The sequence below is a fragment of the Haematobacter sp. genome, from assembly GCF_032102465.1.
GTDB lineage: Bacteria > Pseudomonadota > Alphaproteobacteria > Rhodobacterales > Rhodobacteraceae > Haematobacter.
Genome location: NZ_DAMDHB010000011.1, coordinates 19,759 through 31,846 on the forward strand (window position 1 = coordinate 19,759; position 12,088 = coordinate 31,846).

12 protein-coding genes are annotated in these 12,088 nt (G+C 65.3%); 7 read left to right on the plus strand and 5 right to left on the minus strand.

The genetic code is table 11. From position 1 onward, the window contains the following. Nucleotides 1–25: 25 nt before the first annotated feature. Entirely contained in the window at nt 26–475 is a 450-nt protein-coding gene (locus tag RT513_RS09045) for a MaoC family dehydratase (RefSeq protein WP_290691441.1), read from the plus strand. Nucleotides 476–480: 5 nt separating this feature from the next. On the opposite strand, the gene RT513_RS09050 is transcribed toward RT513_RS09045, so the two are convergent. From RT513_RS09050 to RT513_RS09060, 3 genes are all read right to left on the minus strand, one after another. Continuing rightward, on the minus strand, nt 481–1,761 hold the full coding sequence (locus RT513_RS09050; RefSeq protein WP_290691444.1) for a DUF3422 family protein: 1,281 nt from the start codon (nt 1,759–1,761) through the stop codon (nt 481–483). Between the two features lie 81 nt (nt 1,762–1,842). Then, a complete protein-coding gene (locus RT513_RS09055; protein WP_088213993.1) occupies nt 1,843–2,475 on the minus strand; it encodes a GntR family transcriptional regulator in 633 nt (210 codons plus the stop codon). Between the two features lie 57 nt (nt 2,476–2,532). Beyond that, nucleotides 2,533–3,135, minus strand: a complete 603-nt coding sequence (locus RT513_RS09060) for a GNAT family N-acetyltransferase (protein WP_290691447.1) — start codon at nt 3,133–3,135, stop codon at nt 2,533–2,535. 140 nt (nt 3,136–3,275) lie between these two features. Here RT513_RS09060 and RT513_RS09065 point away from each other — a divergent pair, with 140 nt between their 5' ends. Both RT513_RS09065 and RT513_RS09070 read left to right on the plus strand, forming a co-directional pair. Continuing rightward, the gene (locus RT513_RS09065; protein WP_290691450.1) at nt 3,276–4,454 is read left to right on the plus strand and encodes an alanine--glyoxylate aminotransferase family protein; all 1,179 of its coding nucleotides are present in this window, start codon (nt 3,276–3,278) and stop codon (nt 4,452–4,454) included. A gap of 31 nt (nt 4,455–4,485) precedes the next feature. Then, nucleotides 4,486–4,839: a YigZ family protein gene (locus RT513_RS09070; protein ID WP_290691453.1), complete on the plus strand. Its 354-nt coding sequence runs from the start codon at nt 4,486–4,488 to the stop codon at nt 4,837–4,839. A 12-nt stretch (nt 4,840–4,851) separates the two neighbouring features. Here RT513_RS09070 and RT513_RS09075 read toward each other — a convergent pair whose 3' ends face one another. Next, complete coding sequence (locus tag RT513_RS09075; protein ID WP_290691456.1) at nt 4,852–7,905, minus strand: response regulator; 3,054 nt, start codon at nt 7,903–7,905, stop codon at nt 4,852–4,854. Nucleotides 7,906–8,060: 155 nt separating this feature from the next. Here RT513_RS09075 and RT513_RS09080 point away from each other — a divergent pair, with 155 nt between their 5' ends. The 3 genes from RT513_RS09080 to RT513_RS09090 all read left to right on the plus strand — a co-directional run bounded on the left by RT513_RS09080 (nt 8,061) and on the right by RT513_RS09090 (nt 10,063). Further along, nucleotides 8,061–9,017 carry a 3-hydroxyacyl-CoA dehydrogenase NAD-binding domain-containing protein gene (locus RT513_RS09080; protein ID WP_290691459.1) on the plus strand — a complete coding sequence of 319 codons (957 nt, stop codon included), beginning with the start codon at nt 8,061–8,063 and terminating at the stop codon, nt 9,015–9,017. Between the two features lie 74 nt (nt 9,018–9,091). Continuing rightward, complete coding sequence (locus tag RT513_RS09085; protein ID WP_290691461.1) at nt 9,092–9,415, plus strand: GNAT family N-acetyltransferase; 324 nt, start codon at nt 9,092–9,094, stop codon at nt 9,413–9,415. 9 nt (nt 9,416–9,424) lie between these two features. After that, the gene (locus tag RT513_RS09090; RefSeq protein ID WP_290691463.1) at nt 9,425–10,063 is read left to right on the plus strand and encodes a hydrolase; all 639 of its coding nucleotides are present in this window, start codon (nt 9,425–9,427) and stop codon (nt 10,061–10,063) included. A gap of 16 nt (nt 10,064–10,079) precedes the next feature. Here the strand turns inward: RT513_RS09090 and RT513_RS09095 are convergent, their stop codons facing one another. Beyond that, entirely contained in the window at nt 10,080–10,979 is a 900-nt protein-coding gene (locus RT513_RS09095) for a LysR family transcriptional regulator (RefSeq protein ID WP_290691465.1), read from the minus strand. 135 nt (nt 10,980–11,114) lie between these two features. Between RT513_RS09095 and RT513_RS09100 the strand changes: the two genes are divergently transcribed. Continuing rightward, the gene (locus tag RT513_RS09100; RefSeq protein ID WP_290691467.1) at nt 11,115–12,047 is read left to right on the plus strand and encodes a ring-cleaving dioxygenase; all 933 of its coding nucleotides are present in this window, start codon (nt 11,115–11,117) and stop codon (nt 12,045–12,047) included. Nucleotides 12,048–12,088 lie beyond the last annotated feature (41 nt).

The following is a 12,088-nucleotide window of genomic DNA, read 5'->3' on the forward strand; positions in this document are numbered from 1 at the left end:
ATACTCTAAACGTTGGAGGAGCCCGATGGAACCACTTTATCTGGAGGATATCACGCCGGGGTTGCAGTTCCGCAGCGGCGAGCATCGCATGGAGACTGCGGATATCCGAAGGTTTGCCGCCGATTACGATCCCCAACCCTTCCATCTTGACGAAGAAGCGGGTCGTGCCTCCTTTTTCGGCGGGCTGGCGGCGAGCGGATGGCATACCGCGGCTGTCACGATGCGGCTCCTCGTCGGCGGCGGGGCACCGCTCGCAGGGGGGATCATCGGCGCGGGCGGCGAGATACGCTGGCCGCAGGCGACCCGTCCCGGCGACGTGCTTCATGTGGAATCCGAAGTGCTTGACGTCGCACCGTCCCGGTCGCGACCGGATCTTGGAATGATCACCTTGAGAAGCCGGACGCTCAACCAGAAGGGTGAGGAGGTACAGGTGCTCACCGCCAAGCTGGTCGTGTTCCGCAAGCCCGCCGATTGAGATCTTCAGTCGTGAAAACCGGCCCTGATGCGACGAAGCATCAGGGCCACACCCAACATGATGACCGGCACCAGCCCTGCCGTCAGCAGGGATTTTGGCAGATGCCACATCTCGGCGAAGGGCAGCAGGAGATATGAGGCGAGGCTCACCGCGTAATAGCTGATGGCGGCGATGGACAGACCCTCCACGGTGTGCTGCAGGCGCAGTTGCTGATCCGAGCGGCGGTCCATGCTGGCAAGCAGGGCCTGGCTCTGCGCGGAACGGCCGACATCCACCCGCGTGCGCAGCAGGTCACCCGCCCGCTCCGCGCGATCCGCCATGGAGGTCAGCCGCCTTTCTGCCGAACGCGCCGTACGCATGGCCGGGTCATAACGACGCTGCATGAACTCCGCGAAAGTCTGGTAGCCGGGTATCCGCTCCTCGCGAAGCGCAGTCACCCGATGATGAACGATCGCCTCATAAGCGCCCGTCGCGCCGAAGCGGAAGCTTTCGCCCGCGATCAGCCCTTCCAGCTCGGACGACACGGAGAGTAGCTGCCCCAGCGTTTCCTCTGCGCTCGCCCCGCCCGTGGCAAGGCCGGAGACAATGGCGGTGAGCCGCGCGTCGATCTCCGCCATCGGGGCCGCGATCCGCTGCGCCGCCGCAAAACCCAGAAGCGAGAGGGTGGCATAGAGTTCGATCTCGCACAGGCGCTGCAGCAACCGCCCCACACGTCGCGGCCCGGTGCCATGCTCCACGAAAAGCGCAAAGCGTGTATGGCCTGCCTCATCCAGGCGGAAATCGCTGGCCGCCACGGCATGACGGTCGATCACCCGCGCGGCGGCAAGGCTCTCGGCCACAAACCAGTTCGAGAGCTTCTGGGAAAGCGCGGCCTCCGTCTCCGGCATCTCCTCCACCCGGAAGCAGGCGGAAACGAGACGCAGCCCTGGAGCCGACGCCAGCCACTCGACCGGTATCAAAGGGTCTGGGGAAAAGGGCACGGCCCCGAGCCGCGGCGTGATGACGGTATAACTGAATACCTCGGCATGGCTTTCCCACTTCAGCACCGCATCGCCGATCTGGCCGGTGAAATGGGTCGCACCGGGCGGCGGTGCGGGCAGGTCGTACCGGGCCAGCAATTCGGCAAGATGGGCCCGTTCGGCTGTCCGGTCACGCGGGCCGATGGGGCTTGCAGGCGTCAGCGCGATGTAGAATGCCTCCGCCGGCACCGGCACAGGGGGCGAGGGCCGCGCGTGCAGCTCATCGCTCAAAGTACGGCGAAGCGGATGGTCGGCCAGTTCCGGCATTGGTATGTCCCTCTCTCCTGCCCAGACACTGACGCAGCGGGCAGAAGACGGCAATCCGCCCTTTGGCCGGGTTTTACGCCGTCATGCCCCGGCGCGCACGGCGTCGATCAGCAGGCCCACATGCCGCCGCCCCGCCTCCTCCGCGGCTTCGCCATTTCCCGAGAGCACGGCCTCCCGTATCGCGCGGTAGGACGACACATGCGCCGCGCGCGGAATGGCGGTGTAGGCGCGAATGAGATGGAGTTGCAGCTTCGGCAGGCTACGCCCCAGTTCGACGCTGCCGCCCGCCCGAAGCAACGCGCGGTGGAAGCGCGTCCTGAGCCGCGCATAATCCACCCCCTCGCTGTCGGGAGCAGCATCCAGCATCGCGGCCGTCTCCTCGGCAAAAGCAAGACGGATGCCGGGATCGCTCATCCGCTCGGCCGCCAGGCGGGCGTTCAGGCCCACCAGCGCCTCCGTGACGCGGAGAAGGTCGATCATCTCCTCCTGACCGGGGCGGCGGATGGTCGCGCCCTTGTGCAGCACGATATCGACCACTCCTTCGGCGGCGAGGCGGCGAAACGCCTCCCGCACGGTGGAGCGGCTGACACCGTGGCGCGCCATCACCTGCGCCTCTACCAATCGCTGCCCCATGACAAGGTCGCCATCATAGATCGCACGGATGATGGCACGGACAAGCATGTCCGGCGCGCCCTTTGCTTCCTCGCTGGCCATGTCGTCCTCCACATCGCGCTTCCGGTCCTAACCGAGCGCGTGCGTCGTGAAAAGGCATCAGTCGATCAGGGGAACCTGCGGGGCGGCTTCGCGGGGCAGCAGGCCGGACAGGCGCGGATCGTCGAGCACCTCGACCCGCATCTCCACGGGCCGGAACCCCATCCGCTGATAGAAGGCCAGAGCGGAGGGATGGTCGAAATGGCAGGTGTGCAGCCACACCTTGCTCACCGGGCGCGACCAGGCGGCGGTGAGCGCCGCGCGCATCATCGGCTTGCCAAGACCGCGGCCGGTTTCCCCCTCCACCAGTCCGAAGAAGGCCAGTTCGCAAACACCCGGCGTGCGGAAGTTCAGCTCCACCAGCCCGATCGGCACACCGTCCCGCAGCAGGTGGAACAGCTCCACCTCCGGGTGGGAGAGCGTGGCTGCCAGCGTTTCGTCCGGCATCTTCAGCCGGGACACCCACAGCAGGTTCTCCCCGATCGCCCGGAACAGCGTGCGGTACTCGGCAGGAGCGGGCGGGGCGATCTTCTGGAACGTGACGCCCTGCGGCCAGTCCGGCGACGCGACGGGAGGAGGGGACGTCATCTCCAGCCAGGTCACCACTGTCGCCAGCTTGCCTTTCGGCACGGGGGTATAGCCATCCTCGAGTGTGCCGGTCATCACCTGCTCCGCTGCTCTCCATCACGCGGCCGGAGTGAGCCGGGGCGCCAGCGTTGTCAAGCGGAGGCGCCGCCTGTGTCATGCGCATTGCCTGCCCGTCACGCCGGGTCTAGGGTCGGCGTGACCTGATGGAGATCGAGATGCCCCTTCCCCCAGAGGCCGGCAGTCTTTTCACCCTGACGACCGGCCCTGTCACCTGCTACCCGGAGGTGCTTTCGGCTCTCGCCCGGCCCGTGCTTTCCGATGCCGACCCGGCCTTTCGTGCCCTTTACACTGCGACGCTGGAGAAACTGCGCCGCGCGCTGCCTGCCCCGACGGCCGTGATCCTGCAAGGTGAACCCGTGCTTGGGCTGGAAGCCGCGGCGCTGTCGCTGGTCGCCCCGGGAGACGCGGTGCTGAACCTAGCATCGGGCGTTTACGGGGCGGGTTACAGCCAGTGGCTATCGCGCAACGCCGGGGTGGTGAGAGAAGTCCGCACGGCCTTCGACGCCGTGATCGACCCGGAGACCGTCCGGCAGACCCTTCTCCGCCATCCCGAAACCGCCGTCGTCGCCGTCTGCCATCACGACACCCCTTCCGGGACGGTGAACCCGTTGCCAGAGATCGGCGCGGTGGTGCGGGAGCATGGCGCACTCCTTGTGGTGGATGCGGTGTCGTCCTGCGGCGGAATGGAAGTGGACATGGCAGGCTGGGGGATCGACCTGCTGGTTACCGGCTCGAACAAATGTCTGGGGTGTCCACCGGGGCTCACGTTGCTGGGTGTATCCCCGCGGGCATGGGAGAAGATGCGGGCCAATCCGGCGAGCCCTCGCGGATCCTTCCTCTCGATTCTCGACTGGGAGGGTATGGAGGACCCGGCGCGCGCCTTCCCGTTCTCTCCCTCGGTCGCGGAAGTTCACGGCCTCGCCGCGGGGCTGAACCGCTACCTTGCCGAAGGGCCCCGGGCGGTGTGGGCGCGTCATGCGCTCACCGGCGCTGCCATGCGGGCGGGGGTAAAGGCGATGGGCCTTGCCCTGTGGCCCGCACGGGAGGAAACCGCCGCCGCGACCTGCACCGCCATCCGCCTGCCGGACGGCGTGGAGGAAACGGCGCTGCGGAGCGCGATGCGGCAGCACTATGGGGTCGTCATCTCCGCCGGGCGCGCGGATACCTGGAACCGGCTTGTCCGGGTCGGCCATATGGGTCCGACGGCAGAGCCGATTTACGTACCGCTTGCCCTCACCGCACTCGCGGGGGCGCTCGGCCGGGTCACGGGGCGGAAGTGGGATCTGGGCAGCGCCGTGACCGCCGCACTCGATGTCATCGACAGCGCCACTTGACGCGGGGCCAAGGACGGGTCACCCCCTCCCTGTGCTGACGCTCGACAACATCATCTCAGACCGCGGCTCCCGCTACGCCGTCTCCGGCGCGCCCTGTCACTCGGCGGCGGAGGCGACCGCTTTGCTCACCGAGTTGAAGCGCCACCGGAAATTCGCCAAGGCCACCCACAACACATGGGGGCTTCTGACGGCGGAGGGCCCGCTCAAGAACGATGACGGCGAAAGCGGGGCGGGCATGGTCATCCTGCGGATGCTGGAGCGGGCAGAGCTCCGCGATCATCTGATCGTCGTGACGCGGTGGTATGGCGGCAAGCACCTGGGCGGTGACCGGTTCCGGCATGTTCAGGAGGCGGTGAGGCTTTACCTCGCCGCCCTCTCCGGCTGACATGGTGGGAAGTCAGCTCTCGACCGGCCCCTGCCCCCTGACGGCATTCACCAGCGCCTCCACCGTATATGGCTTGGCCAGCACGCTTTCCGCCGCACCCGGCGCCACGGCCGCTGCGTCTCCTGTGGCGAAGACCACCCTGATGGTCTTCTGAAGCTCAGCCGCCTGCCGCGCCAACGCCGCCCCGGACAGCCCTGGCAGGTGATAGTCGCTCACCAGCACATCGAACGATTGGGAGGAGAGGAGCCGCAACGCGGCTTCCGCGCTCCCCGCTTCTTCAACGGTCATGCCTTCTTCCCGCAGGATTTCCGCCGTGTCCATGCGGATCAACGGGTCGTCCTCCACGAGAAGCACCCGGAGAGCGGAGCGTACCGTTGCATGGGTGTCGGCCCTGCCGCTGCGCCCTCCACCCGCCTGCTGATCGCGGTTGGCAAGCACATGGCGGAGTTTCCGGGCCAAAGCCTCGCGGGTGTAGGGCTTGGAAAGCAGCTCCACGCCCGCGTCGAGCCGCCCCCCATGCACGATGGAGTTCTCCGTATAGCCGGAGGTGAACAGCACTGCGACGCCCGGTATGCGCTCCCGCGCCTTGCGGGCGAGATCGGGGCTTTTCAGCGGTCCCGGCATGACGACATCGGTAAAGATGAGGTCGATGGGCACACCACTTTCGACGACATTCAGCGCGGCAGAGGCGTCTGGCGCCTTCAGCACGCGATAGCCGAGGTCTTTCAGCATATCCACGACGATGGCGCGCACCTCGTCATCATCCTCGACCACCAGCACGGTCTCATGACCGCCGACGATCTGGCCCTCATCGCGCAGGACCGCGATATCCTCCGCCTCCAGCGAACGCGGCAGATAGAGCTTGATCGTGGTGCCATGCCCCTGCTCCGAATAGAGCTTCACATGGCCGCCGGACTGCTTGACGAATCCATAGACCATGGAAAGGCCAAGGCCGGAGCCCTTCCCCTCCCCCTTGGTCGTGAAGAACGGCTCGAACACCTTCTCCGCGATCTCGGGCGGAATGCCGCAGCCGGTGTCCGAGACGGCGATCATCACGTATTGACCCGGGGTCACTTCGTCATGCTGCCGGGCATAATCGTCATCCAGATGTGCGTTGGCCACCTCGATCGTCAGCCGCCCGCTTCCCTCCATCGCGTCCCGCGCGTTGATGGCAAGGTTGAGGAGAGCATTCTCCACCTGCGCCTGATCGATGAACGTGTTCCACAGCCCGCCGCCAAGGATCGTTTCCACCTCCACCCCTTCGCCAAGGGCACGACGGAGCAGCTCGTCCATTCCACTGATGAACCTGCCGACATTGACCACTTTCGGCTCCAGCGCCTGCCTCCGCCCGAAGGCAAGAAGCTGGGCGGCAAGCTTCGCCCCCCGCTGCAGCCCGGCCATGGCGCTTGCCACACGCGTTTCCGCGCGCGGAATGCCGCCGACATCGCGGGCAAGCAGCTGCAGATTGCCGGAAACCACCTGCAACAGGTTGTTGAAATCATGCGCGACCCCGCCGGTGAGCTTGCCCAGCGACTCCATTTTCTGCGCATGGGCGAGCTTCTTTTCCGCATCGCGCCGTTCGGAGATCTCGCTGATGACGCGTGCTTCCAACGCTTCGTTCAGCAGGCGAAGATCGGCCTCGGCGCGCTCGCGCTGACGGACCTCGGCGGCAAGCGTCTCGGCCTGCTCGCGCAATGCAGCCTCGGCAGCCCGCTGATGGGTGATGTCGGTATGGACGCCCACCCATTCGCGAATCTGCCCGTCCGAACCGATGACCGGCACAGCGCGGACCGCGAAGGTCCGCCAGACGTCATCGTGACGGCGGACGCGGTGCTCGTATTCGAACACACCCCTTGTCGCCACGGCCCGTTGCCATGCCGCGATGCTCGGCTCCACATCGTCGGGATGCAGCGCGTTGGCCCAGCCATAGCCCTGATACTCACCCTCGGACTGACCGGTCAGGCTGGCCCAGCCGGGTTGCTCCCCGACCATCCGCCCATCGGCGCTGTTGGTCCACAGCACTCCATGAATCGCATCGATGGCGCGCCTGAAGCGGTGGTTGGAATAGGTCAGCTCTTCCTGCCGGGCAACACGATCCGTTTCGTCAAAGGCGAGAATCATGATCCCCATGATCTCACCCGTCGTGGCATCCCGCTGAGGCAGATACCTCACGGCAAAGTAATGCAGTTCCCCCTTGAGATCGCGCAGGTGGAAATAGTCCTGCACGTCTTCGCCCTGCAAGGCTCTCCGCAGTCCGGGTTCCCGGTCCTCCATCAGCGCGGGCCCGATCATTTCGGGGATGGTCCGGCCGATCATCGCCGCCGGGTCATGGCCCAGAAGCTGTCGGTAGTAGTCGTTGGCGAAGCGGTAGGTCAGATCGGTATCCACGAGCGCGACAAGCGCAGGCATGGCATTGGTCAGCGAGGCGAGCTCCGCCTCGCGCCGCGCAAGCGCGGTTTCCGCGTTAATGCGGGCGGTATTTTCCACCACCTTGCACAATGCGCCCCTGATCTCGCCGCCGAAGTCCCGCACCGGCGCATAGAAAAGGTCGAACACATGCTCCGTCTCATGCTCTCCATCCCGCAGCCGAAGACGCTGGTTCCGGTAGGCGGGCGTCTCTCCCGCAAAGACCCGACGCAGAATGTCACCGTTCCAGTCGGCAACCTCCGGCAACACGGAGAGAGCAGAGCGCCCCATCGCCACAGGATGCCGCGAGCCGAGCAGCGGCGCATAGCTGTCGTTATAGAAAAGAGCGCCGGCCGTCCCCCACATCAGCGCCGTCGGGACGGGTGTCTCCAGCATGTTCGCCACAGTCATGCGCATCGCGGCGCCCCAGTCCGACACCGGACCCGCCAGCTCCATCGAGAAAGCCCCCCGGCGCAATATCTCACCGCAGGCGCCGCCGCCGAGAGGCCAGCCGGAATTCTCGCCCGCCTGCCGCATGGCTTCATTGGCTGCCGACAGTGTTGCACCGAGCCGCGCCTCGTCCTCGATCATCAGGAGATCAGACAGGAACGCTTCGATTTCACTGCGGAGGTGCGGGTTCTGGGTCTTGGGTTCCTGCATGCCGGAAAGAAGCTCCACGGAGGATCGCTGCCCGTGAGGGATATGGCATGGAGGGGGCAGATGGCAATGCCGACAATTCCTCTCTCTCCTCTGCCGTTGCGGCGCAACCATTACACCGCTAGCCTCCGCAGTGCATCATGCACGGGAGGGGCCTTATGCCGTTGATCGATCTTGAGAATGTAAAAACAGTAGCGGTGATCGGCGGCGGCACGATCGGCGCGTCCTGGTCCGCATGGTTTCTGGCCCAGGGTTTCACAGTTCGGTGCAGCGACCCCTCGCCCGCCGCGCGGGAGGCAGCACCCGGACTGGTGGCCGCCTGCTGGCCCCAGCTTGCGGCACTTGGCGCGAGCGGCAGTGCGCAGGAGGCTCTGGCCCGCTTCTCCATCTGGGAGAGCCATATTCAGGCCGTCGAGGGGGCCGACTACGTTCAGGAGAACGCGCCGGAGCGGTTGGAGCTGAAACAGAAACTGCTGTCCGAAATCGACGCCGCGCTGCCGGTCGATCGGGTCATCGGCTCCTCCACTTCGGGCCTGAAGGCGAGCGACATGCAGACCGGCATGGCGCATCCTCAACGGCTGGTCGTCGCGCATCCGTTCAACCCCCCGCATCTCATTCCACTGGTGGAGATCGTCGGAGGGCAGCAAACCTCCGAGGAGGCGGCGGATTGGGCGGTCGCCTTCTTCAATGCGCATGGCAAGCGCGCGATCCGCGTCCGCAAGGAGGTGCCGGGGCATATCGCCAACCGCCTACAGGCCGCGCTCTGGAAAGAGGCCGCCTATCTCGTGCAATCCGGTGTGGCGAGCGTTGAGGATGTGGACCTCGCGATCAGCGAGGGGCCGGGCCTCCGATGGGCAATCATGGGGCCGCATCTGACCTTTCATCTTGGCGGCGGCACGGGCGGCATGGCCCATTTCTACGACCACCTCGTGCCCGCGATGCAGACATGGTGGGCCGATCTGGGCACGCCGGTGATGGATGCCGCGCTCCGTGAGCAGCTTGTCGAAGGCGTGCAGGAGGAAGTGGGCGACCGCAGCATCGCCGATCTTGCGGCAGAGCGGGACCGGAAACTCATCGACATCCTCAACGTTCTCTCCCCGGATCCGCAAAGTTGAAGGACCGGCACCTGAAGAGCAGCACTTGAAGAACTGTCCAAAGACCCATCTTCCGGGAGAGGGGGAAGCACTGCATGAGCGATTTCATTTTCGGCCGGGAAGAGCGCGATGCCCGTCACGGGCGGTTCACCGCCAGTCTGGCAGACCATGATGGCGTGGCGGAGATCACCTATACCCGCCGGGGCAATGGGGTGATCTCGGCCGATCATACCGGCGCGCCAGACAGCCTCCGCGGGACCGGCGCGGCGGCGGCCCTCGTGGCACATATGGTTGACGATGCGCGGGCAAGCGGCACCCGGATCATCCCGCTCTGCCCCTATGTCCGTGCGCAATATGAGAAACATCCCGAATGGTCCGATGTCATGTCCGTGGCGCCGGGCGAAATGCCGCAAATCTGAGGTGCGACCATGCCGAAACTCGATCCCGAACCGATCCGCGACCCGAAGGCCGACAGCCTTCTGACGCCGGAGAACTGTGTGCTCGTCATCATCGATTACCAACCCGAGCAGGTGCGGACCGTGAAATCCGCCCCGCAGGAGGTAGTGATGATGAACGTCGTCGCGGCGGCGAAGCTGGCAAGGGCATTTGACGTTCCCGTCATCCTTTCGACCGTAGCGGTGGATATGGGCGTGAACGAGGGGACGGCGCAGGAAATCCTCGATGTCCTGCCGGGAGTGCCGGAGATTGATCGAACGGGCGTGAACGCGTGGGAGGACGCGGACTTCCGTGCCGCGGTGGAGGCGACGGGCCGAAAGAAGGTCGTGATCGCAGCCCTCTGGACTGAGGTCTGTCTTGCCTTCCCCACCCTCGACATGCTCAGGGAGGGATACGAGGTCTATCCGGTGGTCGATGCGGTCGGCGGGATTTCCCCCGTTTCGCATGAAAGCGCCCTTCGCAGGATCGAAGCTGCGGGTGCTCAGCCGACCACTGCCATCGCTTTCGGCTGCGAACTCATGCGGAACTGGGCACGGCCCAATTCGGATGAGCTGCGCAAGGTGATGCGCTGGTATTTCCCGAAGAAGCGAGAGCTTGACGCCGCGCGATGACTGTGGCCCCACAGGCTTACAGGGGACGCGTCTCCTTCACATAGACCTCGAAGAAGTCCGAGAACGTCGCGACCCGCACCGGCAACCGCTCATAGGGCGGGTAATAGAGAGTAAGCCAGACCGGGGGAGGCCGCCAATCCGGGAGGACCGGTCTCAACCGGCCCTCGGCCAGCGCCTGGGCGACAATGAAGCGGGGGAGGAGCGCGATCCCCTCTCCGCTCAACGCAAGATCGGCCAGCAGATCACCGTTGTTCGCGCTGAATATGCCCTTTGCGCGGTGGCTCCTGCGACGGGCGCCCGAAGACAAATCCCAGATTGGTTCGCGGGCATCCTCGGCATATCCAAGGCAGTCATGCTCCGTTAAGTCTTCCGGTTCCTGTGGCGTGCCCCGCGCGGCGAGATAACGGGGGGAGGCCACCAACAGCCGGGGGACATCGCAGAGCTTGCGCCAGACGGTGGATTTATCCGCCGGTGGCCCAGAGATGCGGATGGCGAGATCGAAATCCTCTCCGACAATATCGATGAAACGATCCGACAGAACGACGGAGACATGCGTGCCGCCGTGACGCGCTGCAAACTGTGACAGCACGGCAGGCAATACCCGCTGACCGAGCGACATCGGCGCGGCGATGCGCAACGTTCCGGCAGTCACCCCATGCTGGGAACGTGTCTCCTCCGTCGCGACTTCGATCTGCCTGACGAGTGGCGCCACGCGCTCAAGATAGCCTGCTCCCGCCGATGTCAGCGACACCTGCCGGGTCGTCCTCAGCAAAAGCTGGACGCCCAGCCGATCTTCCAGCGCGGCAATCGTCCGGGTGACGGAGGCGGGTGTGGTGCCAAGCAACCGCGCCGCGCCGGCAAAGCTCCGCGCCTCGGCTACGGTCAGGAAGGTGCGGAGGGATTCGAGTTCGCCCATATCTTCATTATTACGTCATACGCAATAATCAATGCAATATTATGAACGTTCTCTTATGGGGTGATCCGCCCCATCTTGTTCCCAAGACAGCAGGAGGTGCTCCATCGGCCCTCCGTTCTCGGAAAGGGATCGACCATGCTGAAACAGATCAAAGGGCTTCACCACGTCACCTCCATGGCCGCGGATGCCCAGCAAAACAACGATTTCTTCACCAAGACACTCGGCCTGCGTCGGGTGAAGAAAACGGTGAACTTCGACGCGCCCGATGTCTATCACCTCTACTATGGTGACGAAGTGGGCACGCCCGGTTCGGTTATGACCTATTTTCCCTTCCCCCATATCGTGCGCGGTCGTCCCGGCACGGGAGAAGTGGGCGAAACGGTCTTCTCCGTGCCCAAAGGATCGCTCCCCTACTGGAAGGAGCGGCTGTCGGGTTACAATATCGGCGGCATGAAGGAGGAAGAGGTCTTCGGTGAGAAACGCCTGCGCTTCCAGGGGCCTGATGGCGACGGATTCGTTCTGGTCGAAGTGGCAGACGACAGTCGCGCCCCTTGGGCGGGGGGCCCGGTCGCCGCGGATGAGGGCGTTCACGGCTTCCACAGCGTTTCCATGCGGCTCCGCGACGGAGGGGCGACGGGCGAGCTGCTCCGTTTCATGGGCTATGAGGAAATAGACCGGCAGGGCGACATCACGCGCTTTGGCGTGAAGGACGGCAACGGCGCCGATTTCATCGACCTTGAAGTGCTGCCCGGCGCACCGTCCGCCCGTCAGGGTGCCGGTTCCGTACACCACGTGGCCTTCGCCGTGCCGGACCGTGCCGCGCAGCTTGAGGTGCGCAAGGCGTTGATGGACACGGGCTATCACGTGACGCCGGTGATCGACCGGGACTACTTCTGGGCGATCTACTTCCGTACCCCGGGCGGCGTGCTGTTCGAGGTGGCGACCAACGAGCCGGGTTTTGACCGGGACGAGGATACCGCGCATCTCGGCGAAGCCCTGAAACTGCCGACGCAGCACGCACATCTCCGCCCGCAGATCGAGCGGCTCCTGACGCCTATCACGGATTGAGCCATCCCGTTTCCCGGCGCGCCGCAGGCCACAGGGCGGCG

Bases quoted from the DNA above. Each gene is read 5' to 3' on its own strand.
- RT513_RS09050 (WP_290691444.1), bottom strand. From the start codon at position 1,761: ATGCCGGAACTGGCCGACCATCCGCTTCGCCGTACTTTGAGCGATGAG.
- RT513_RS09085 (WP_290691461.1), top strand. From the start codon at position 9,092: ATGAGCGATTTCATTTTCGGCCGGGAAGAGCGCGATGCCCGTCACGGG.
- RT513_RS09055 (WP_088213993.1), bottom strand. From the start codon at position 2,475: ATGGCCAGCGAGGAAGCAAAGGGCGCGCCGGACATGCTTGTCCGTGCC.
- RT513_RS09080 (WP_290691459.1), top strand. From the start codon at position 8,061: ATGCCGTTGATCGATCTTGAGAATGTAAAAACAGTAGCGGTGATCGGC.
- RT513_RS09075 (WP_290691456.1), bottom strand. From the start codon at position 7,905: ATGCAGGAACCCAAGACCCAGAACCCGCACCTCCGCAGTGAAATCGAA.
- RT513_RS09095 (WP_290691465.1), bottom strand. From the start codon at position 10,979: ATGGGCGAACTCGAATCCCTCCGCACCTTCCTGACCGTAGCCGAGGCG.
- RT513_RS09100 (WP_290691467.1), top strand. From the start codon at position 11,115: ATGCTGAAACAGATCAAAGGGCTTCACCACGTCACCTCCATGGCCGCG.
- RT513_RS09090 (WP_290691463.1), top strand. From the start codon at position 9,425: ATGCCGAAACTCGATCCCGAACCGATCCGCGACCCGAAGGCCGACAGC.
- RT513_RS09060 (WP_290691447.1), bottom strand. From the start codon at position 3,135: ATGACCGGCACACTCGAGGATGGCTATACCCCCGTGCCGAAAGGCAAG.
- RT513_RS09065 (WP_290691450.1), top strand. From the start codon at position 3,276: ATGCCCCTTCCCCCAGAGGCCGGCAGTCTTTTCACCCTGACGACCGGC.
- RT513_RS09045 (WP_290691441.1), top strand. From the start codon at position 26: ATGGAACCACTTTATCTGGAGGATATCACGCCGGGGTTGCAGTTCCGC.